This window comes from Microbulbifer maximicatervae (SeqCode), assembly GCF_052468295.1.
Genome location: NZ_CP174340.1, coordinates 3,284,542 through 3,308,277, shown reverse-complemented (window position 1 = coordinate 3,308,277; position 23,736 = coordinate 3,284,542). Strand labels below are relative to the sequence as shown.

The following is a 23,736-nucleotide window of genomic DNA, read 5'->3' as shown; positions in this document are numbered from 1 at the left end:
CGTTCAGTGCATTGGTTGGTCCCGTCGGACCAGTTTTGCTGCTCTTGCCAAATAGAGGTTTTGGCCTGAATTTCCACCCAATTGCTTTAAAAGCCTTAGTGCCAGCTCTCCTTCCCTAGGTGTGAGCTCTAGGCGCAAGCTCGCGGGTGAGGGGTTTGCTGTTTCACACTGAGGGCGAAAGTGGAAGTGCAGACAGTCCCCATTGCGGGCAGCGAGCTGCAGGCGACGAAGATCTTTATGGTTCAGGGATTGCCGCCCCTGCCAGCTGAGTAAGGCACCACAGCTTCCGGACTGTAGGGACTGCTCGATCGCCCAGAGAGTATCCTTGGGGCCTCGGGGGTGCAGGATCAGCAGGTTCTCAAGGTGGATACCACTGTTGGCCAATGAGGGCGCATAGGGGATATGGGGTGGATTGACCAGTATGACCATTTGCCCCCTCTGAGTGAGATTTGCCAAGGCCGGTAGTATTAGGGTGAGTTCACCGATACCCATCTGGTCCATGAGTAGCTCAGTAGTGGCCCCTCTTGGCCAGCCGTGGTTCGCTAGGAGGGCATCGAGGCTTGGATAACCACTGGCGATGCCGTTTCGCTGCCGTCGGGGTTCATTTGCTGCTTGCCAGATATCGGCTCTGGTGAGTAGCTGTGCCAGTTTCTGGTGTTTTTCCTGGCTGTCTAACTGATTGTTTTCTATGAAGTTTTCTGCGCTGCCCACGATTCCACCACTGAATTTTAGTCCGATCTGGCCACTATCTTCGTCTTGAGCTGTATATGTATACAGTGATGCTGTTAATTTATACAGTATCTATCCAGTGGCAACAAGTGAGAATTCATTGGATAGGCACTTTTTTGCACAGCCTAAACCGGCTATGATTCCGCCTCTTTAATTGAGCACTAATTATTCTATTCAGGGGGACGGAGTGAGTATCAAGTCCGACAAGTGGATTCGCCGCATGGCAGAGCAGCACGGTATGATTGAGCCTTTTGAGGCCGGTCAGGTGCGTCATAACGATAATGGCGATCGACTCATCTCCTATGGCACCTCCAGCTATGGCTACGATGTTCGCTGTGCTCGTGAATTTAAGATCTTCACCAATGTTCACTCAGCGACAGTTGACCCCAAGACCTTCGATGAAAACAGCTTTGTGGATGTTGAAGGCGACCACTGCATTATTCCGCCAAACTCCTTTGCCTTGGCGCGTACAGTGGAGTATTTCCGTATCCCGCGCTCTGTATTGACGGTTTGCCTGGGTAAATCCACTTATGCCCGTTGCGGTATTATTGTCAATGTGACGCCACTGGAGCCGGAGTGGGAAGGTCATGTGACTTTGGAGTTCTCCAACACCACTAACTTGCCCGCGAAGATCTATGCCAACGAGGGTGTGGCACAGATGCTGTTCTTCGAATCCGATGAAGTTTGTGACGTGTCCTATGCCGATCGCGGTGGCAAATACCAGGGCCAGCGCGGCGTTACCCTGCCTCGCACCTGATCACCGGACTCACTGCAGTACTATTTCCACCTATGACAGAGGTTTCTACCAGCCAGCTACCGGAAAGCGTCGATGTATTGGTCATTGGCGCTGGGGCAGCTGGACTAATGTGCGCAGCTACAGCGGGTCAGCGCGGGCGCAACGTGTTGGTCCTGGACCATGCCAACAAAGTCGGAAAGAAAATCCTGATGTCTGGTGGTGGCCGCTGCAACTTTACCAATCTCTACACCAGTGCAGAGAACTTCTACAGTAATAACCCCCATTTTTGTAAGTCCGCCTTGGCTCGCTATAGCCAGTGGGACTTTATTGCGCTGGTGGAGAAGCATGGGGTTGCCTATCACGAGAAAACTCTCGGTCAGCTCTTTTGCGACAATAAATCAAGGGATATTGTCGACTTGTTACTAGCGGAATGCCGTACGGCCAAGGCACAGATCCGCACGCGCTGTAGCATTACTCAAATTCGAGCTCTGGGGCAGGGATATAAGGTCGAAACCAGTATGGGGACAGTTACCTGTGAATCCTTGGTCGTGGCTACCGGAGGCCTTTCTATCCCCACCATGGGGGCGAGCGGGTTTGGCTATGAGATTGCTAAGCAGTTTGGGCTTGATGTAGTCCCAACTCGAGCAGCGCTAGTGCCATTCACCCAGCATAATCGGCAATTAGAGCGTCAGGGTATCCTGCCCGGCACCTCTCTATCAGTTACCGCTTCTTGCGCTGAAGGTAGTTTCCAGGAGCAGATGCTGTTCACTCACAGGGGACTGAGTGGGCCAGCGGTTTTGCAAGTTTCCAGCCACTGGCGAGAAGGTCAAACGGTAATATTTGACTTGGCTCCAGAGAAAAACCTGGCAGAGTGGTTACCGCTGCGCCGACAACAGAGCCCGGATAGCCACTTACACAGCGTTTTGGCCGAGGTTTGGAGCAAAAAGTTAGCACAGTTTTTCCTGCAGCGAGCGCAAATTAGCAGCCGCCCCCTAAAACAGTTTGGGGAGGGGGAATTACAGCAAGCTGGGGAAAAGTTACAAAGCTGGAAATTGGTACCGGCGGGCACTGAGGGTTATCGCACTGCTGAGGTAACATTAGGTGGAGTCGATACTGCACAGGTCTCTTCCCGTACTATGGAATGTAAAACCCGGCAGGGGCTTTATTTTATTGGTGAGGTTCTCGACGTAACCGGCTGGCTCGGTGGGTTTAATTTCCAATGGGCTTGGGCTTCAGGTCATGCTGCAGGAGAGGTGGCTTAATGGTGTGCCGGTACAATAAAGTTTGAACACTGTAGAAAAAGTTTGAACACTGAATAATAAAGTTTGAACACTAATTATAAAGTGTGAATATTGCCACATCTGCGAGTGCACTCAGCGGGAGAGGTAGTCGTGCAGCCTATGCAGCAGGAATAAATGAGGATGAATATAACAATATATCCTTCGTTACTAGTTCAAAATCGATAACAAACCAAATCTTATATATAGATATTAAGTGCAAACTGTTGATTTGAATGCCACCTTTTAAGGCCTTCCGTATTTTAAGCCAAGCTCAGAAGTTGTGTAAGGCTTTATATGGCTCACAAAATACTCATTAAATGAGTCATAGAGCCTATTTCTATGACTCACAAAATACCCATTAAATGAGTCATAGAGCCTATTTCTATGACTCATAGTAGATTTACTTTGGCTGAAAATTTTATGAGATATTTTCTTTTTATAAGAAATTATCAAGACAATCCTTAAATCATATAACATAAAAAAATCAGATTTATAATAGGTAGAAACACTCTACGGTTTAGGCGTAGCGGTCCTACGAATTTGTAAGATCTGCTAAATTTCATAATGTTTGAATAAGGATGAACACAACCACTTAAATATGACCTCAGTATGTATACTATAGATACCGGATTAATAAATCTTACAGACCTAAGATGTTAATGCTTTAGTCATAAATCAGATTGGGGTGAAAAGTTTTGGCGCGACACAGAAGGTTAGAGAGGCTAACTGATTTTCAAAGAGCTCTGAAAAACAAGTATGGGCTGGGAGCTGGAGAAGAATACAAACCCTGGCTGAGAGTTCAGGATGTTAAATCTAAGGGAAATAGTGGAAAAATTCAGGGTATTAAAGTTAATAGAGAGCATCATACCCTCTCAGAAAACGAAAGCTGTCTCTTCTATCTGGTTGAAAACTGTGATTCAGTAATCGATATAAGGGAACAGTTTCCCCTTCTCCCCCTAGACTTTTCTATCAAGATTGCAAAGAATCTAGATATAAATCATCCAAAAGTGCCTGGTTCTGGATCATACAATGTCATGACTACAGACTTTGTTTTGACTTGCACAGATAAACACGACTTTTGGTATGAGGCTATCTCTGTTAAATCAGCCCAAGAACTATCAATAAAGCGTACAGCTGAAAAATTAGAAATTGAACGTATTTGGTGGGAGCTTCTGGGGGTAAATTTCCATATATATACTATGAATGAAATATCGGTTATTCAATCTAAAAATATTCAGTGGTTTACCTCTGCATATAGACAAGGACGTAGATTTAAGGAAAGTATAGAAAAGCAAGCCATAAAGACATTACATGTCGGGATCAATTTGATCGAAGATATATGCAATGGATTCTGTAAAAATGTAGATGTTAAGAACGATGAAGCTTTAGTACTTTTGAAGCATTTAATCGCTATTAAGAAAGTTGAGGTAGACTTAAGTAAACCGATAGCAGAGTCTGGAGTTATAGATATAACAAATATTCTTTCATCAATCGGTAGGTAAGCATGCGAGTTGAACGAAACAGTGTTTGGAGTATAACTGATATTGATGGGGTTGATAGTGGTGTGTATCGTGTTCTTGAACTTTTTTATGATATAAATATTCTGGTTCTTTTTAATCTTGAAGAATCTGGAGGTTTAAGAAGGCCTATTAAGATTGATAGCTCCAGATTTTTGTGTGCGATTAAAGGAGGAGCTGTGAAAAGAAACTTTAGTCCTCTTCCCTACTATCAGCTAGCTGATGAGGGGTTGATACCTGAAGCTCATATTAAAAAACGTGATAGAAATATTGAGCTGATAAGTGAGCTAATAGAAAATCCAGATTTTCTCCTTGAGATTTCTACTGAAGAAAGAAGCAAAGTTCTGGTAAATCAGGCGAAAAGTAAAGGGGTAAGGGCTCAGAGAATATATAGGTTATTAAATCAATATTGGAGGGGTGGGCAAGAAAGAAATGCCCTCCTGCCTGCTTACAAGAATTCTGGAGGAGCTGGAAGAGTTAGGGTCTCAGGAGGTCTTAAACGTGGAGCTCCAATAAGAATGCTTACACCGAGCATGGAAATACATCAAGGGGTTAACACTTCGGAAAATGATAAGAATAATTTTATTTTAGCGATGAAGAAGTATGGCTTGAAAGGGCGTCGAGTTCCATTTAGTCAAGTTTATGAAAAAATGTTGAAGGAGCTATACTCACAAGAACTAATACTGGCAGAGAGTGAATCTAGGTCGCCGAATGTTCCATCATATCGTACTTTTATATATTGGGTTAAAAAATTAATCCCAAAAAATGAAATAATCCGAAAGCAAACTACAGTGGGTGACTTTGAAAGAAACAAGCGTGGGTTAAGAGGAGCTGCGACAGATCATACCGAAGTTCCTGGAAGTTGCTTTGAATTGGATTCAACAGTACTGGATGTTCATATTGTCTCTGAATTTAGGCGCTCTCATGTTCTAGGTAGGCCTACTGTTTATTGTGTGGTAGATAAAGAAAGCAGGATGATTGTTGGGCTTCACGTTTCTATGGAATATGCTTCTTGGCGTGCGGGTCGTCAAGCTCTTGTCAATAGCTTTACGGATAAGAAAAGTTATTGTTCTAGGTTCGGTATCGAAATCGAAGATCATGAATGGCCTTGCCATCATATCCCCCAGCGTTTGCTTTGCGATCGAGGGGAGTTTATATGTAAGAGCGCTGAAAAATTAGCCGTTCCATTAATCGGTCACCTGAGTATAGCTCCACCTTATCGCGCCGATCTTAAAGGCATTGTGGAACGAAGATTCGAAATATTGAATAAAAATCTAGTCCATGAATTATTAGGGACAACTAGAGGACATCATTATATTCGAGGTGATCGTGATCCACGTCTCGATGCAACATATACATTAGATGAAGTAACAAAATTACTTATTGATGAGGTTATGGAGCATAATAATTCTCTATTTGACGGTTTAGCTGCACAATCCGTCTTGTTAGTGCAAAATGGATTGCCCCCTACACCGCTTAATTATTGGAATATCCATCTAAAAAAGCATCGGCATGCTTTAAGTAGATCAGAGGAGTCCGAAGTAAGGGCTAAACTTCTACCTGCGGTAGAAGTATCTATGACGAGTAAAGGTATCCGCTTAAATGAGGATATGTACTATGAATGTGACCGGGAAGAATTTCAAGAATGGAAAGTGCTTGCCAGGTCTACCAAGTGCTGGAAAATGGAAGCTCGTATCGATCAAGATAACTCTTCATTCATATATGTTCGCCTTAAGGAGCGCGAAGGGTTCACTAAATGCAACTTGATGAAGTTTTCTGCAAGCCTTAGTGATAAGCATCAAGCTGATATATTGTATTTTAAAGATTGGAAAAAGAAAGAAAAATGTAAAAATAAACCAGGTAAAAAGTCTATAGAAAGACATAATAGACGTAAATTAGTTAGCCAAGTAGCAAAAAGTGAAACAAAAAAAGATGTACAAGATAAGAGTAAGACTGAGCGAATAAAGGGAATGAGAACACGAAGAAAAGAGGCGGTTCTTGATAGACGAATTGAATACGGTGAATCCATTAGAGAAGAGAAATCAGAACTATATCCCGATGATGAGAACTTAGAGTCAAAAAGGAAAAATGAAGCTGTCTCATTAATAAAAAGGAAGAGGCGGAACCAGTGAGAGGTGTAAATTATGCAGAGTATAACATTGCAATACTCCCGGAGCATCGGGGGAACCCCTTGATCGAAGCATTACCAAAAAAATTGAAAGATGAGGATTTGGTAGAAAAATTAAGTAGCTATCCTTCATTTTCTGAAAACGAGAGAAAGTTGAGTGCTTTCGAGCGTATTGAATACCTTACAAGAATCGAAGAGTTAAGGCAGCCTCTTCCAGTATATCTAGAATGCTTTAGAGCAATTGAAATTGCGATTAAGAAAGGTTATTCAAGCAAGAATCCCCTGTCGCCGACAACCATGAACTATTTACACTACCCTGTAGACCAACGATCTAAAGTTGCTCCTAGAACAGGTTATTTCAAATCTAACGGGAGTGGTATAACTTTACTTGGGGAAAGCGGTGTCGGAAAAAGTTGTATGCTAGAGCAGATTTTAAATTGTTTTCCAGAAGTTATTGAGCATCGTAAATACCAAGGTGAGCCTTTATATATTAAGCAAGTAGTATGGGCTAAAGTAGATTGCCCAGAAAACTCAAGTATCAGAGCCCTTTGTCTTAAGATTTTATCGGAAATTGATAGAAAGCTTGGAGGAGAAGAGACTAAGCCAGAAAAAACGAGTGATCTACTTGTTAAGCAAATTGAAGCTAAAATAAAGTCTAGCTTTTTAGGTGTCATAATAATAGATGAAATGCAGCATTTAAATTTGGCAAAAGCTGGAGGCGAAGATAAATTTCTGGGGTTTCTTCATAATCTTATGAATGAATTGGGAGTTCCCATTCTTCTGTGTGCAAACCCTCCTTTTGACAAATTATTAGGGAAAACTCTAAAGACAGCAAGACGTGCAGAAAGTCAAGCTTCTTTTACTATGGACTTGATGAAAAATGATGAGGAGTGGACCATGTTTGTTGAAGAACTTTGGGTGTTGCAATGGACAAAGGAAAAAACTCCTTTAACTAAATCTCTTAGTGACAAATTATATGATCTATCTATTGGTAATATGGATCTGGCTGTAAGAATTTATAGGGAGTCTCAGCGTTTAGTAATTGGTTCAGATAACGAGTCTATAACAGAATATGTCCTGGAGTATGCAGCAAAAAAAGCTATAAATTTCTCCAAAAAATCTGTAGATGAAGCAAGGATAAATAGGCTTGAAAAATTTCGGCGTATCAGAAGGGAAAAGAGTAATAATAGGTCTAAGGTCGAAACTAGTGAAATTTCCGTTAAATCTATAGATACTTCGAAATCAGAAGTTATGATTATCCCCGGAGATTTAAATCGCCCCCAGCACCATGAATTTCATCAGAAGCTATCTTACTTGCAATCTATTGGTGACTTAAATGAACTTATTAAAGATCCAGACTTGATAAGGCGAGCATCTATTGCAGAGAATCCTGAAGCTGAGTTAAAAAAAATGGAAATTTTATTTAAAAATCCGATCAAGCATCTATCCTCAAAGTAAGTTTCACCCCATATTTGACAATATGCTCCTGCCCAAAGCTTTTCCTGATGAACTTTTCTTTAGTCGAATTATTCGCTTTGCTACTATTTCTGGATTAAAGGGTAAAGAGTTTAATAAAATATATCTTGCTGAGGAGAGGGCCTCCATACACCCCTTTTTGACATCGAATCTAAAAAAACTTTCAGCCCTGACAGATGATGAAGCGTACGAAATTTTATTTGGTCAGACATTGGCTCCAATATATATATTTTATTTGCCTAAGTATTCAAATAACATAATAAAATTTATGTTGAGTAATGATAGCGCGAGATCAATAAGGGAAAGTCAGCTCCCATCATTTGGTGCAGGTTCTTCGCTATGCTTGAAATGGTGTCAAGAGTGCGCCTGTAGCGATATAAATCAATATGGAGTTGCTTATTGGCATAGGTCGCATCAAATCCCTGGGGTCTCTTCTTGTGGTATACATCCAGTACTCTTAGAGAGAATTGACTTACTTAATCGTCAACGAATTAACCTTGGATTGTTACCATCAGTGACCTGCTGTGCTAAAGAAGCATCTAGTGTTGAATATAAGGTAGGTAAGTTTGGATATGATTTTTTAAGAAAGATCAAATGGCCTATTCCGTTAATAGATGTTACTTCAAAATATCGCCTTAAATTAAATAATATGGGCTTGGTAACGAATAGTGGCCGTATTAGGCGTCTAAAATTAATGCAAAATTTTTATGTATATTCACAGCAGTATCGGCCATTTTATAATAGCTCGCTCCCAAAATCTTCTGAAGACTTCAGATATGTTTCTCAACTTTTAGTTCAAGGAGCAAGCCATAATCCCTTCCAGCACATTTTTTTCTCAAGTTGGCTTTTTTCTACCTTCCAGCAATTATTAGAGGATCATAATAGTGTAGAGTTTGAATTCCAAACCCGTAAAAAGGATTTTGCTATGAGGACGAAAAGGAAAGAGAGGAAATGTATTGATATTCTACGAAGCAGGTCGCTTAATGAAACCTCTAAAATTACAGGGAAAAGTAGAACTTATCTGAAAAGACTTGCAGCGCTCCACGATATCCCCTTGAATCTTAAGCCAAAGAAATTATCTAAGGCTTGTAGAGATGAAATTATTCACCTTGGGTATACAAGAATGAACCGGCATCGAATAGCTACAATTTGTAAAATTGGTGTAGGATCAGTAGAACAAGTTATCTCAACTCATCCTGAACTAGTAACTTATCGTAAACGATGCCATATGGAGTCAATGCGACGTCGCTATAGGCTAAAAATCCTTAAATATTACAAATCCCACCCTAAAGCAATTCGTAAAGATATTAAGTTACACTGTAATAAAGCCTTTTATTGGTTGTATTTATATGATCGTGAATGGCTAGAGGTTGCTCTACCTAAACCTCTAAAGGCTAAGGGGAGGTATCCTAAAAAATAGAGAACATATTTATTGATTGAGAGGTGCAGGAAGGCCTAAGGGATGTTTATAACCATACTTCTTGCGAAACTCATATCTCTGTATGTTTAGCCAAGTAATAGCACATCTTTTTGTAAAGTCAATATAATTATTGCTGTTAATTTCCATTCTTGAATAATCGCTTTCACGAGAGCTAGCTATAACACCAGAAATTGAACAGTCAGTGAAAGAATCTATATTCCATCGGGAACAAGATGCGCAGGCTCCCTTTTTATCTTTAAGTATAGGGAACTCCATTCCCCATCGTTTAACTTTTATAGTTTCAAAATTTTCTTTTTCGAAGTTTTTAATGATTTTATAGTTTGATTGCAATTCTTTACTGTACACATCATAAAAACTCATATGACAATATCTCTTCAATCTTGCTCTTAAGAGGTTCAGGTCGCTCTTCGTGGGTTCTGCTGATCTCCTATCAGAAAATTTCCCAATGTAATTTTTCTGATAGGATAAAGTCTGAACAAAATATTCTATGTAGGTTAGTTTTGCACAGGGAGAAAAGTAAAGTTTCCACTTACTTATGGGGTCCTCATAATGTTTATTATTGTAAACTTCTGAAGTTAAATGTTTTATTGAGCTGGATACTTTCTCCCAGTTAGCCGATAAAACACCTAAAATCACGCTTTTAATTTTGTTTTTTACTGAAGGGGTTCTTTTGATTTGCCATAACGGACAGTTATGCTTTTCGCAATATGATATATATAACCACTTGCTTTCGAAAAACGCATGGCCCTGATTTGCAAGTTTTTCTTCAATACACCTTTTACAAAACTTAATAGGTATTCGTTTTCCAGTAAATTGTCCATGAGAGTAGTTAAGAATTTGCGGGAAGCCTTTAAAATGTGTAAATCTATTTCTGCTAAAAGTGTCCTCTGTTCCGATAGAGTAAGTAGAGTCAAAAATGTCAATCAGTACTTTCTCGGGATAAAAAGTGAAATATTTTTTGGCTGTATCCGGAATTGAAGGGTACTCTCTCCATCCACCCCCGCCAGCTATTAAGCTATTTATATTCCGAAACCCAGCTTTTATAAAAACTCTTAATATAAAGGAATGGATGGATTCACCCGGCTGTTGCAGTGCTCTAAACATAGTTATACCATATTGTAAAGATAGAAATATTGTGTGGTTTGTAGTTTCTCTATCTAGCTTGCTGATAAGTTTGTTCTGAGAGCTATAGAGCTTCATAAATATACACACATATATTTTGAAATGGCTTATTATTTTTTATGAATACCTAATGATATACCAAGAAATCTAATATTTAATAATTAAAAGTACTTAAAGGACATGTTATTGTTTCCATATAGTATATCCCTTGAAAAATTTACAATACTCTATTGAGCCATGTCAATTGATGACGGGCTCGTTCTAAATATCTCACTCTGTTTATATGTATATTATAATTTTCGTATACTAATGGGATTTTTTTCATTTTTAAAAAATACTATAGGGTTTAGCATGGTTTTTCAGAATTGCTTCAATGGTATTAAGCACCTGCTGATTGTAGATCTTGAGGCAACTTGTTGGAATGATCGCCCACTATCTGTTGGGGTAATGGAGGTCATTGAATTCGGACTTGTACTGACTACTTTGGATGGTGAAATCTTAGCTAGTCATAGTCAATTTGTTAGACCAATGATTAATCCGAAACTTAGTAAGTTTTGCAGTGAACTTACAGGTATCAAAAATAGCATGGTGGCTAGTGCGCCTGATTTCAGAGAAAGCACGAGTCTCCTTAACTTATGGTTATCTCATTATGAGTATCAAGCCTGGGCTAGCTGGGGGGAATACGATTGGAAGCAGATCAAAGTAGAGCTGATACGGCACGGTTGCGCGCCAGATTTTTTTGCTAAACCGCATATCAACCTGAAAGCAGTATGGCAAGAAAAGACAGGTAAGAAGCGTCGTTCAGGACTTGGATCTGCTCTACAGTCTCTCGGTATTGTCTTTGAAGGTCAGCAGCATCGCGGTGTGGATGATGCACGTAATATTTCGAGAATACTTCCTTACTTGACTATTTAAAAAATGTATCGTTGGTTTGATGCGAATAGGTGATGTACTTATTATAAATATAATTTTGATTGTATGAGAGGCTTAACCTCTGCCTTTCATGTCATAGAAATTTGTCTCATTTATTCATAGATGGCTATTGTATTTTATGACTCTTAATCTTTTATTGCGGGAAGATCAAGAGTACTCGATTTAATATTGTTTAGATACTCCGCTTTGATTGGTTGTTGATATGAAAGTTAAATTATTTTATATGATTATGTAATCCTGGGTTTGTTCAAAAAGATTGTTTTATATTTTCTGGGACTCATTATAGATATCGTATCTAAAGGAAATGATACCCACCATATCTCCTATAGTGGCAGTTAAGTTACATATTTAGATCTCAGACTAGAGCTAGAGGGGTAGTGTTCAGAATTCTGTGTCATTTCTTTACTATTAGCAAAAAAGAGATGACCCATGACCAAACCTACTTTCGATATGGATGCCGCCGTCAAAGCCTTATGCGAGGGTAAAGACCTCAATGGCAAAGATGGCATCCTCACCCCTCTGATCAAACAACTCACTGAAGCTGCCATGAAAGCGGAGCTGGAAGAGCACCTCGCCAGCGAGGATAAGCCCAACCGCAAGAATGGCACCACCTCAAAAACTATGAAAAGCCCCGCTGGCAGCTTCGAGCTGCAGGCGCCGCGGGATCGTGCCGGCACCTTCGAGCCTCAAATCGTCAAGAAGCATCAAACTCAGCTTACCGACGAACTGGAACGCAAGATTACCGCCCTGTTTGCCCTGGGTAACAGCTATCAGGACATCCGCACACATATTGCCGATATCTACGGAATGGAGCTTTCCAACGGCACCATCAATGCCGTTACTGACAAGCTGCTGCCTGAACTACAAGCTTGGCGTGAGCGCGACCTGGAGGCTGTCTATCCTATTGTCTGGCTCGATGCTATCCATTACAAAATCAAGGAAAACGGTCGTTATGCCAGCAAGGCCATTTACACGATTCTTGGCCTCAATATCGAAGGCAAGAAGGAGTTATTGGGGCTCTACCTATCCGATCAAGAAGGCGCACATCATTGGCTGAGTGTTCTGACCGATCTCCACAACCGTGGGGTCAAAGATATCCTCATTGCTTGTGTTGATGGCCTGCAGGGTTTCCCTGAGGCCATAGAGAGCATCTACCCTAAGACCGAGATCCAGCACTGCATCATCCATCAGATCCGCAACTCACTAAAGTATGTAGCTTCAAAGAATCAATAGGCCTTTATGGCCGATCTCAAATGCATCTACAAGGCGGCAACGCTCAATGCCGCCGAGCACGCTTTGGACGAGCTGGAGACCAAGTGGGGTGACAAATATCCAATGGTGATTAAGTCCTGGCGGGGTAAATGGCCGACTCTCTCGGCCTACTTTAAATACCCGGAATACGTCCGCACACCGATCTACACTACGAATGCGGTGGAGGCTGTACACAGGCAGTTCCGCAAGTTGACCAAGACCAAGGGCGGCTTCGCCAATGAGAATAGCTTACTGAAGCTTCTCTATGCCGGTATACTAAAAGCCTCCGAACGCTGGACGCACCCAATTCAAAATTGGAATCTGACACTATCACAGCTGACGATCCACTTCCCAGATCGACTGGAGAAATACATCAGCCTATGAGGCTATTTGGCTGACACAGAGTTTCCTAATTACCACCCTTGCTAAGTCACATGTAACTGTATATAAATACAGCTATCATGTTGATCTGTAAGGGAATACACCATGGCTCGCAACAAGGTACAGTTCCAGAAGGGTATTAGTTTGACCCAATTCCTTAAAGCTTATGGTACAGAAGAGCAGTGCTTCGATGCTCTCTGTCAATGGCGTTGGCCAAATGGCTTCTGTTGCCCTCACTGCGGACATGACAAACATTGCAACCTCGCTTACCGCAAGCTCAAGCAATGTAACCGGTGTCGACGTCAGACATCGATTACTTCTCGTACGATATTTGACTCCACCAAACTGCCCCTTACTACTTGGTTTCTCGGTATCTTTCTGATTACCCAGGATAAGAAGGGTATTTCCTCTATGGAGCTGGCTCGTCATCTGGGTCTCTCTTACAACGCTGCCTGGCGTATGAAGCAGAAACTCATGCAGGTGATGATGGAGCGGGACCAACAGTACAAGCTATCCGGTTTTATTGAATTGGATGATGCCTATCTCGGTGGTGAACATACTGGATGCAAGCCGGGGCGCGGAGCTAAGGGTAAAACTCCCTTTGTGGCTGCCGTTGAAACTACCAAAGATAGACGTCCTACTCGTATCAAGCTCTCTATTATCAAGGGCTTCAGGAGCAGTGAGATTTCTACCTGGAGCAAAAAGCATCTTTGCAGCGGTAGCATGGTTATCTCAGATGGCCTTGCATGCTTCAATGCTGTCACAGAGGCTAATTGTGTACATGACAAGATTGTTTGTGGTGGTGGTCGAGCTTCTGTTGAAGAGCCTGAGTTCTATTGGGTGAATACGGTACTCGGCAATCTAAAAAGTGCACTGCGTAGTACCTACCATGCGATTAGGCCGAAATATGCGCAGCGATATTTGGCAGAATTTCAATATCGATTTAATCGACGGTTCGACTTATCAGCACTCATTCCAAGACTTTTTTTTTCTCTCTTCGGACACCTCCAATGCCGGAAAGACTGCTGAAAATTGGCTTAGTATAGGTGGTAATTAGGCAGAGTTTTGAACACCCTCGCTAGAGGTGGTATCGCTATACTTTATCAGCTTAATTCTAAGGTATTACATTTACCTAAGCCCTTTGCTCGAATCCGTTTAACATTGATATTTATTAAATGACGGATCACGAAGCGAAATAGTAATTTCTTAATGCCAGTTAAATTACTTCCATAGAGCAGATAAAAATCATCAGGTTGCGTATAAACTCCGAAATCGTCTGCGATACCTTCTTTCTGTATAAATGTATCTTTATCCTCCCAGTCAATGGGTGGGTTTTGTAGGCATTTTGTGGCAATACCATAGCCTTTAAACTCAGAGCATTGATTACGGAACCCTTCTTGGACTTTGTTCAGGTATGGGCGGTCGATAATATATCCTTCAAGGTTGATCCACCTATCATTTGAATATACTTCAACCCAGCTGTGGATAATTCGTTCAGGTACGATATAGAATAGATAACTAGGTATGGCACCTTTCTGAAGGTCTTTAAAAATAGTAAATCCATGAATGCGTGTAGGAATGCCAACAGCGCGAAGCAAAGCCATTAGCAATGTTCCTTTAGTGTTACATTGTCCGTACCCGTCTTTCAGTACCCTGCTAGCCGGAATACGATCATCACTATTGTAACCAAATAAAATATCATCACGAACAAACTTATAGATGGCACCAATGGCGTCATACTGAGATAGCTTACGCCATTTCTTATTTTCAATTAACATCTGAATGGTTTTATTCTCAAAGTCAAGCATAGGGGTTTCTGATAAGTATTCACGAGTAAGTGTCTTCATTCATTTGTTCTCCAAGGTAAGTTATAATGTGGGCTTATTTAAACTCTGCCCTCTCGTATAATTGAATAAACCTCCTAAGACTTCACGAAAGCTCTCTTATCAAAATCATTCCTAAATGAATGTCGCATAGACTTTTATTTGGGCTGCTTATTCAAAGTTAATCCCCCACTTTCATGCAAGGTTAACGGTTCCTGAAAGAATTTTAATCTACTTAATGAATTTAACATTAGTATTATGATCTCGCATCCCGATTACTTGAAGAATATAGCCCTTTTAAAGCTCTACCTTTCCAACCCAAATTCCGTGGACTATGGGACCGATAGACTCCTTACTAGTGTAAGTGTCGTTAACTGTAAATTGACCTCTTCTAGAGGCTGACTCCTCACTTGGAGAGAAGGTGTGACCAAATAGCCACTTTGGGGTTAATGATAACTTTAGGGCAGTGAGTTAAGTTGAGGTGTCTGAATTTACTTGCTAGAATCCCATTCAGTAGATTCTGGTCTCTTTGTAACTTTTATGAATGTAGTTCGACTATCATTTCTATTAATTGTGCTTATGGTCTTTCAGACCGCAGGTGCATTCTATGATAGCCATGAAGAAGTTCAGGAGGTAACGAATCACCTGTCTCTACATCATGATGAAGATCTGCCCGGCAATTTACCGTTTCAACCGGACAGCTCCCCTTCTGATTTAAGCTTACAGATCCCCTCCAGCGGGGATGAGGCTGATCAATCTTCGTTTCTTCTGGATTTATGTAATCACTGCTGTCATTGCCATGGAAGTACCTTTACCGCCCTGGTAGGTCAATCATTACTCTCTATTCTGAGCGGAATCGTTAATTATCGAGAATTCGGCAATACACGTGTTCCCAGTGGTTATTTTACCCCTCTACTCCGCCCACCTATAACCCAAGTCTGATTGCTCTAATGCCGCGCGAGTAAGGAGAGCTACAAGGCCCCCTTGCGCAATTAAAAACTGACTTGGGAGATACCCATGGATTTTTACTGCACGCTCACTGAGAGTGTGATTCGTCGTCGTGCCATATTCCAGTTGATGGTGGCGATAATGTATTTAGCTGCGCAATCAGTATCCGCGCAGGAGGGGGATTTACTGACATTACCAGATGCGATTGAGCTGACGCTCGCACAGAATCCGGAGCTTGCGGTATTCCCATTACAGAGAAGAGGTCTAGATGGTGCTGAAGAGACTGCAGCACTGCGGCCTGCGTTAAGCCTAGGAGGTGAGGCTCAATACAAGAACTTTGGTGATGGTGGCTCCAATAATGCGCCAGATCCCGAGGATGATGCCGACAATGAGCTTGAGTTGACGGTAACTTTATCCTCCGTAATTGAGCTAGGAGATAAACGTAGAGCTCGAATAGATGTAGTCAATGCCCAGCGTAATTTACTGATCGCGGATGAGCAAGCTAAGGCGCTAGATCTTCTGGCAGAAGTTATCCGTCGCTATGCTCAGGTTCTTGCTGCCCAGGAATTAGCTGTATTGGCTAGGGAGAAGGTATTACTCGCACGTGAAACGCTAAGCGCTGTCAGCGCCAGAGTCAGCGCTGCTGCTAGCCCGGTTTCTGAACGCCTACGAGCGGAGTCCGCCCTGACAAAAGCAAGCCTCGCTAAGCAGACGGATGAGAGCATGCTAGTGTACTACAGGCATGCCCTATCGGCTCTGTGGGGACAGCCGAGTATAGATTATCGAGTAGACTCCAGTGAGCTCTATCGTTTTGAGCCCGGCGCTAGTTTTGAGGAACTTTATGCGCGTGCGCAGGAAAACCCAGCTATAGCGCGCTTTGCTTCCGAAGAGCGACTGAGTGCTTCACAGCTTCGTCTCACCCAGTCCAACTCAAAGCCTGATGTTGGATGGTTTGCAGGTCTTCTCGTGAATCGGGCTGTTGACGAAACTACAGCTTTAGCTGGTTTCGAAGTTCCACTCTTTACCGCAAAACGCAATCGTGGTGCCGAGCTAACAGCAATGACTGAATTGGATGAGGTTATGCTCCGTCGTGAGGCGGCATTACTACAACTTTATCCTCAGCTATTTCTTGCCGTAACCGGTCGCGAACAGGCCCTGGCTACTGTCTCCAGTTTGCAGGATTCTGTAATCCCTAAGCTTCGCGAGGCATTGACTGAAGTAGATCGTGCCTATCGTCGTGGCCGGAGTTCTTATCTTGACTTAATTGTTGCTCGGGAAGAGTTGCTCGATGCTGAACGTGCACGAATCGAAGCAGCGCGGTCTGTACTTCTTTTCGGCGCTGAGATTGAGCAGCTTACAGCAGGGCCTTTAGGTTCCGAGAGTGTAGGAAGCGGAAAATAATTTTGGATTTAGATATGAGCAGATTAAGTAAAGTAATTCGCCTGGCAATATTATCCATACTCCTCATTTTCTCTGGATTTTGGATTGCAAGCCTGGGTCATGCAAATGGTGGTCATGATGAACATGTTAAGCAAGATGAAGAGCTGGGCTCCAATGATAGCCATGATGAGCATGATGAACAGGAAGGGAAACAATTCTCTAGTCATGGACATAGTGATAACCATGGCGGACATGATGAGCATCAGGAGGAAAAGGGCCCCAATGGTGGCCGTTTACTGACTGAGGGGGATCTAACGGCCGAGTTGCTTATTTATGAAAGTGGTGTAAAGCCAGAGTTTCGAGCCTGGATTTCTCTTAATGGTAAACCTTTAGAGAATGCTCGTGTTTCCGTAGAGCTTGAAAGACTTGGTGGAAAAGTGGATCAAATACCCTTTGCCTGGGAGGATAGTGTTGGGTATTACCGCGGTGAAGGCGTAGTAAAGGAACCTCACTCTTTTGATGTTGCCGTTTCTGTTTTTTACAACGGCGAGCGCACAAGTTGGGATTATGAGTCCCATGAAGGTCGAGTGCAGATCTCTGAACAAATGGCAAAAAAGGCAGGCATTAAAACTGCAATTGCTGCTCCAGGTATAATTAAAGAAAGCGTTACCTTATATGGTAAAACTGCGATAGATCATCGTAACCTCAGTCATGTGCGTGCACGTTACCCAGGAACCGTAATCACTGTTAAAAAAACGCTTGGCGATTTGGTAGCGAAAGGGGAAGAGCTTGCTTCTATCGAATCCAATGACAGCTTGCAAATTTATCCATTGGTCGCTCCTATTAGCGGTCAGATAATTGATAAGCAAGCCAGCCAAGGTGAATTCAGTGGCGAACGGGTGCTGTTTACCATAGCTAACTACGACCAGCTGTGGGCTGAGTTGCAAGTATTTCCGATGCGTCGCGATCAGATCAAATTAGGGCAACAGGTTTCAATTACAGCTGGTGAGCGTTCTTTTGAGTCAACTATCAGCAGCCTTGCTCCGAGCAGTAATGGTCAGCCCTTCGCGATTGCAAGAGCGGTGATTGAAAACCCCAATGAGCTCTGGACTACCGATCTAATGGTCCAAGGCCAAGTAGTAACCAATGAAAAATCTGTGCCTTTAGTGGTCGAGAATCGTGCACTACAACCTTTCCGCGATTGGACGGTGGTATTTATCAAAGTGGGAGAAACCTATGAAATTCGTCCACTAAAACTCGGCCGTAGCGACGGCACTGTAACCGAAGTGCTGAGTGGCCTCAATGAGGGTGATCGCTATGTCACCGAGAACAGCTACCTGATCAAAGCGGATATTGAAAAGTCCGGCGCTGCACATAGCCATTAAATGAGGCCAGAAGATGATTGAAAGTATACTGCGCTTCTCAATTGAGCGGCGCTACTTCGTACTGTCCCTGATCTTTGTATTGGTGGGCCTGGGGGTTTGGAGTTATCAGAGACTTCCAATTGATGCGGTTCCCGATATCACCAATGTTCAGGTACAGATTAATACCGAGGCTCCTGGTTATTCACCTTTAGAGGCGGAGCAGCGGATTACTTACACTGTGGAGGCGGCACTCGCCGGCTTGCCTAATTTAGAATATACCCGTTCGCTCTCTCGCTACGGTTTGTCCCAGGTCACTGTTGTTTTTAAAGAGGGTACAGATCTCTATTTTGCTCGGAACTTAATTAATAGCCGTCTCAGTAGTATTAAAAGTCATTTGCCTCCGGAGTTAGAGCCTGAAATGGGTCCCATTGCTACCGGACTCGGTGAGATTTTTATGTACACAGTGGAGGCTCTGCCTGGCGCCACCCAGCCCAATGGGCAGCCTTACGACGCCACTTCACTGAGGGAAATTCAAGATTGGATTATAAAACCGCAATTATCCTTAGTCCCCGGAGTTACTGAAGTTAATACCATCGGTGGCTATAACAAGCAGTATCACGTAACACCCGAACCTCGACAGATGCTTAACTTTGGCGTATCCATGGAAGATATCGCTCTAGCGCTGAGCCGCAATAACGAAAGTCGCGGCGCTGGTTACTTGGAGGGGAATGGACGGCAACTTCTGGTGCGTTCACCAGGGCAGTTGCGAAATATTGCCGAAATTGAGGATGTGGTAATTACCAGTCGCGCCGGGGTGCCGGTTAAAATTTCGGATGTAGCCGAAGTAGCTATTGGAAAAGAGCTTCGCACCGGTGCTGCCACTCGCGATGGTGAAGAGACCGTATTGGGCACAGCTATGATGCTGGTAGGGGAAAACTCCCGGGAGGTAGCTCGAAGTGTAGCGGAAGCCTTAAAGCGAATAAAATCAACCGTACCTGAAGGTATTAAGGTAGAGGCGGTTTATGATCGGACCACTCTGGTAGATAAAGCTATCGCTACAGTGCAAAAAAACCTTGTTGAGGGTGCGCTGCTGGTTATCGTGGTATTGTTCTTGTTGCTGGGAAATATTCGAGCCGCCTTTATTACTGCAGCGGTAATCCCGCTTTCCATGCTTGCCACCATTTTCGGCATGGTGCAAACGGGTGTTTCCGCCAATCTGATGAGTCTCGGAGCCCTTGACTTTGGCCTGATTGTCGATGGGGCCGTGATAATTGTGGAGAACGCGATTCGCCGACTTGCCGAAGCCCAGCATCGCAACGGAGGCAAGCTGCCCCTACAAGAGCGTTTGGAGCTAGTATTCCAAGCTACCAACGAAGTGATTCGCCCAAGTTTGTTTGGTGTTTTGATCATTACCGTGGTGTATATCCCTCTATTTTCGCTTACAGGTGTGGAAGGGAAGATGTTCCACCCCATGGCTGCCACTGTAGTGATGGCTTTACTCGCTGCACTGGTGCTTTCATTGACCGTTGTGCCTGCAGCAGTTGCTGTTTTCCTGACAGGTAAAATCAGTGAAAATGAAAACAAAGTTATTGTTGCGACCAAATCTTTATATAAACCACTGTTGATTGCTGCAATGAAAGTGCGCTGGTTAGTACTTTCTGGGGCTCTTGCATTAGTACTGTTCTGCAGCTGGCTTGCAACAACACTGGGTTCTGAATTTATTCCTCAGCTCAATGAGGGTGATATCGCTTTACACGCCCTGCGTATTCCTGGTACCGGTTTAGAGCAATCTGTAGAAATGCAAAGCTTGTTGGAGCAGCGTATTAAGGAGTTTCCTCAAGTAGATAAAGTATTCGCAAAAATTGGTACACCAGAAGTAGCAACAGACCCAATGCCGCCAAATGTAGCCGACAATTTTGTGATCCTGAAGCCCCGTGACCAATGGCCCGATCCGAAACTGCCCCAGGAACAATTGGTTGCTGAAATCGAAGAAGCTGTGCGTCAGTTACCGGGAAATAACTACGAGTTCACCCAACCAATCCAAATGCGCTTTAATGAACTAATTTCCGGCGTACGTGCAGACCTGGGTATTAAAGTATTCGGTGATGATCTGGATCAGCTGGTGGCTTCTTCAAATGAAATTCTCGGTGTGCTAAATGGAATTGAGGGTGTTGCTGATGCTCGTGTAGAACAAGTGGAGGGTCTACCGATTCTATCAATAGTGCCGAATCGAATCGCACTCGCCCGCTATGGAATAGATCTGCAAACCTTGCAAGATTTGGTTTCAGCGGCTATTGGAGGTGAAGAGGCTGGATTGATTTACGAAGGCGATCGCCGTTTTCATCTGGTAGTGCGTCTGCCGGAAGGCTTGCGACGAGACTATGAGAACCTTGGGGATTTACCTGTTCCGTTACCTACTGGTAGCCCATTGGGTAGCTATGTGCCCTTGTCAGAAGTTGCTAACTTGGAAATGACCCCTGCCCCCAACCAGATCAGCCGGGAAAATGGTAAGCGCCGTGTTGTGGTAACTGCCAACGTCCGCGACCGTGATTTGGGGTCCTTTGTTGAAGAGGCGAAGAGCCGTATTGATCAGCAGGTCTCTTTGCCTGCAGGTTACTGGCTAGTATACGGCGGCACTTTCGAGCAATTGGAATCCGCCAGTACTCGCCTCTCAATAGTGGTTCCACTGACACTATTGGTAATTCTGGGACTTCTGGTGATGGCCTTTGGTTCATTCAAGGATGCCTTAATTATTTTCAGTGGAGTACCCCTGGCGCTTACTGGAGGTGTCTTGTCCCTATGGTTGCGCGATATGCCTTTATCTATTTCTGCTGGAGTAGGATTTATTGCACTATCTGGTGTGGCGGTGTTAAACGGTTTGGTAATGCTCTCCTTCATCCGACAACTTCGTCAGCAAGGTGGTGAGTTGCTCACATCCATTATCGATGGTGCTATGATCCGCCTGCGTCCAGTATTGATGACTGCGTTGGTTGCAAGTCTCGGTTTTGTTCCTATGGCTTTGAATGTAGGTACTGGAGCAGAGGTTCAAAGACCACTAGCTACGGTGGTAATTGGAGGCATAATTTCTTCTACTCTCCTAACCTTGTTTGTACTGCCATTGCTTTATCGGATAGTGCATGGAAGAGAAGGTATATTGAAAATATAAACATAATTTATGATGCTCACCTTTGCTTATATTTAGGTAGGGGTGAGCAAAATTTTAATGAAAATATTTAAGTGTTTGTTGGTTCATTTTTGAGCATGAAAGAAATGGATGCGCTTGATATTTATATAAGATAAATAGAAAATAATAGATGTTTCTATTGCCTCAATGGAGTGACGGGTTTTTAGTGTGTAGGTTTAGTATGAGTTTACTGCTTGCAGATTTTTATTCTAGTTCAATGCCAACCTTTATAGGTCCTAAATTGAGTGGGCGGAAGTGCTGGTGCCCTTGATCTCTGATTTTAGTGAATTGTAATTTGACTTCTCATGAGGTTGACTAATAAATATGATCTGAATTTTTAAAGAAAGACAGGATCTAGCCTCGAGAGAGAATTTGAAGTAAGTAATTGTTGATGTTTAAAACATAAATATCCCTAAGTGGAGTTCTGTTTAGAGAGGGCATGAATATGTCTGAATGTGGTTGCGGTGTAGAGCAAGCAGATAAATTAGAGAGAAGCACTTTAATGGTGCTGCTAGTGATCAACGCAATTATGTTTGTGTTTGAATTAATTCTTGGATGGTTTGCTCAGTCAACAGGACTGATTGCTGACTCTCTAGATATGTTGGCTGATGCTGCTGTGTATGGGATCTCTTTATTTGTTGTAGGTAGAGGGGTTATATATCAAGCTAAGGCAGCTAATGTCAGTGGAATAATTCAAATTATATTGGGATTGTGGGTGTTGTATGAGGTTTGTAGGAGATCACTTTTTGGAAGCGAGCCAGAAAGTATACTAATGATATCAATAGGGGCCTCTGCCTTGTTAGCAAATGTTGTTTGCCTCCTAATAATATCAAAGTATAGGGAAGGGGGTGTACATATGAGAGCCGCTTGGATTTTTTCAGCCAATGATGTTGTCGCAAATTTAGGAGTGATTGTGTCAGGACTACTAGTGGCGGTAATCGATAGTCGTTTTCCTGATCTTGCTATAGGCTTAATAATTTCGGCTGTTGTCACTCGAGGTGGTTTTTTGATTCTTAAAGAGGCGAGGGAGTCCACTCGAAAAGCCAAAATATCCTAAGTGACCTTAAGGTTTTAATAGTATGAGTAATATCAACTTCTTAGTGGCTTGTCTAAAATAGTTTGTAGATCAATGGGAGTCTTACCTGAAGATGCTTGTCACTAATTTCTGAGAGCAAAAGATGCAATGATCCCTTAAGGTTTGAGTTGGCGAACTTATGAGTGCTTTTCTCTCATAGAGCAGTTTTGTGCATCCATTTTAATGCGTTATGACATGACGCACTTTTTTCACCTTTGACCTAGATGGTCTAGGCAGAAATTTTATTATTATATGCTGCCGAATATTCCCTTACAGCCTCCAAAGGATCTAGTCGAAGTATTGTTAGGTGTTGAATATCTTTCATTGGGGCATAAAAGCCTAAGAAGTCCTCAAGTGTTTTTTTTATAGCTCTAAATTTTTAGCCGACTGTAACTAAAAATTGATACGTACCTTCTGTTGAAAAGAATATTGAGCCGCGACATTAATGTCTACTAGGTGAGCTTCATGGCAAAGTATGGTGCAATGCTTTAGATCGGTGATTTGATCTATATCTCTTCAGTCTTAAAGCCGTATGGCAAATAATTGTCGAGCAGCTGTTTCATCGAGTTAGATGTTTCAGAAAGTTCTCTGTCGCTCATATTCTATAGGTAATATTGGTAATGATAACGATTTTCAATTAAGTGTGTGGTTCTGTGCCTGTAAAAATTTATACTCTTCATAACTTCCGGTCTAGTGGATACTTTTGGTGGGAAAGTTGAGTTTAATAATTTAACACTAAGTTAGGGTGAAGTATGGGGCTTAATTGGGAGGTGGCTCGGAGGTACTAGGAAGGTGTTCTGTTTCTTTTGATACTAAATATCGCCATTGCTAGATGAAATAAGAAAATGTTACGTAGATTGCGTGTGCCGTATGCTCTCTCATTTTGCAAAGTACTCCTAAAGTTAGCTAGAAATCAGATCTTATCTTCAGCCACATCTACGAGGTTTGGTATGCGCTTTATAATTGAA

Annotated in this window: 15 protein-coding genes and 2 pseudogenes; 14 read left to right on the top strand and 3 right to left on the bottom strand. The window is 42.6% G+C overall.

Translation table 11 applies throughout. The features are described from left to right. Positions 1-3: 3 nt before the first annotated feature. Positions 4-711, bottom strand: coding sequence for a translesion DNA synthesis-associated protein ImuA (gene imuA, locus ACJJIQ_RS14755; protein WP_445362296.1), 708 nt, complete (start codon positions 709-711; stop codon positions 4-6). Positions 712-916: 205 nt separating this feature from the next. On the opposite strand from imuA, the gene dcd reads away from it, so the two are divergent. From dcd to ACJJIQ_RS14725, 6 genes are all read left to right on the top strand, one after another. Beyond that, positions 917-1,486: a dCTP deaminase gene (gene dcd, locus ACJJIQ_RS14750; protein ID WP_282933840.1), complete on the top strand. Its 570-nt coding sequence runs from the start codon at positions 917-919 to the stop codon at positions 1,484-1,486. Positions 1,487-1,518: 32 nt separating this feature from the next. Further along, the gene (locus tag ACJJIQ_RS14745) at positions 1,519-2,727 is read left to right on the top strand and encodes a BaiN/RdsA family NAD(P)/FAD-dependent oxidoreductase (RefSeq protein WP_445362295.1); all 1,209 of its coding nucleotides are present in this window, start codon (positions 1,519-1,521) and stop codon (positions 2,725-2,727) included. A 713-nt stretch (positions 2,728-3,440) separates the two neighbouring features. Beyond that, entirely contained in the window at positions 3,441-4,247 is an 807-nt protein-coding gene (locus ACJJIQ_RS14740; protein ID WP_152454496.1) for a TnsA endonuclease N-terminal domain-containing protein, read from the top strand. A gap of 62 nt (positions 4,248-4,309) precedes the next feature. Next, positions 4,310-6,394, top strand: coding sequence for a TnsB C-terminal domain-containing protein (locus tag ACJJIQ_RS14735; protein WP_216646258.1), 2,085 nt, complete (start codon positions 4,310-4,312; stop codon positions 6,392-6,394). A 59-nt stretch (positions 6,395-6,453) separates the two neighbouring features. Beyond that, the gene (locus ACJJIQ_RS14730; RefSeq protein ID WP_216646257.1) at positions 6,454-7,848 is read left to right on the top strand and encodes an ATP-binding protein; all 1,395 of its coding nucleotides are present in this window, start codon (positions 6,454-6,456) and stop codon (positions 7,846-7,848) included. A gap of 22 nt (positions 7,849-7,870) precedes the next feature. Next, entirely contained in the window at positions 7,871-9,286 is a 1,416-nt protein-coding gene (locus ACJJIQ_RS14725; protein ID WP_152454494.1) for a TnsD family Tn7-like transposition protein, read from the top strand. 9 nt (positions 9,287-9,295) lie between these two features. On the opposite strand, the gene ACJJIQ_RS14720 is transcribed toward ACJJIQ_RS14725, so the two are convergent. Beyond that, positions 9,296-10,411 carry a hypothetical protein gene (locus ACJJIQ_RS14720; protein WP_152454493.1) on the bottom strand — a complete coding sequence of 372 codons (1,116 nt, stop codon included), beginning with the start codon at positions 10,409-10,411 and terminating at the stop codon, positions 9,296-9,298. A gap of 327 nt (positions 10,412-10,738) precedes the next feature. Here ACJJIQ_RS14720 and ACJJIQ_RS14715 point away from each other — a divergent pair, with 327 nt between their 5' ends. From ACJJIQ_RS14715 to ACJJIQ_RS14705, 3 genes and pseudogenes are all read left to right on the top strand, one after another. After that, positions 10,739-11,344 (top strand): 3'-5' exonuclease, encoded by a 606-nt coding sequence (locus ACJJIQ_RS14715; protein WP_216646256.1) that lies wholly within the window; start codon positions 10,739-10,741, stop codon positions 11,342-11,344. Positions 11,345-11,791: 447 nt separating this feature from the next. Then, a pseudogene (locus ACJJIQ_RS14710) lies at positions 11,792-12,997 on the top strand (IS256 family transposase). Positions 12,998-13,099: 102 nt separating this feature from the next. Next, positions 13,100-14,040: pseudogene (locus tag ACJJIQ_RS14705) on the top strand (IS1595 family transposase). A 57-nt stretch (positions 14,041-14,097) separates the two neighbouring features. On the opposite strand, the gene ACJJIQ_RS14700 reads toward ACJJIQ_RS14705, so the two are convergent. After that, positions 14,098-14,841 (bottom strand): transglutaminase-like domain-containing protein, encoded by a 744-nt coding sequence (locus ACJJIQ_RS14700; RefSeq protein ID WP_152454492.1) that lies wholly within the window; start codon positions 14,839-14,841, stop codon positions 14,098-14,100. 516 nt (positions 14,842-15,357) lie between these two features. Here ACJJIQ_RS14700 and ACJJIQ_RS14695 point away from each other — a divergent pair. The 5 genes from ACJJIQ_RS14695 (at position 15,358) to ACJJIQ_RS14675 (ending at position 22,750) form a co-directional block, all read left to right on the top strand. Beyond that, positions 15,358-15,759, top strand: a complete 402-nt coding sequence (locus ACJJIQ_RS14695; RefSeq protein WP_282933837.1) for a hypothetical protein — start codon at positions 15,358-15,360, stop codon at positions 15,757-15,759. Positions 15,760-15,834: 75 nt separating this feature from the next. Beyond that, positions 15,835-17,166 carry a TolC family protein gene (locus ACJJIQ_RS14690; RefSeq protein WP_152454491.1) on the top strand — a complete coding sequence of 444 codons (1,332 nt, stop codon included), beginning with the start codon at positions 15,835-15,837 and terminating at the stop codon, positions 17,164-17,166. 14 nt (positions 17,167-17,180) lie between these two features. Then, positions 17,181-18,530 (top strand): efflux RND transporter periplasmic adaptor subunit, encoded by a 1,350-nt coding sequence (locus ACJJIQ_RS14685; RefSeq protein ID WP_152456399.1) that lies wholly within the window; start codon positions 17,181-17,183, stop codon positions 18,528-18,530. A gap of 13 nt (positions 18,531-18,543) precedes the next feature. Further along, complete coding sequence (locus tag ACJJIQ_RS14680) at positions 18,544-21,675, top strand: efflux RND transporter permease subunit (protein ID WP_152454490.1); 3,132 nt, start codon at positions 18,544-18,546, stop codon at positions 21,673-21,675. Between the two features lie 457 nt (positions 21,676-22,132). Beyond that, positions 22,133-22,750: a cation efflux transmembrane domain-containing protein gene (locus ACJJIQ_RS14675; RefSeq protein WP_253868658.1), complete on the top strand. Its 618-nt coding sequence runs from the start codon at positions 22,133-22,135 to the stop codon at positions 22,748-22,750. The last annotated feature ends 986 nt before the right edge of the window (positions 22,751-23,736 follow it).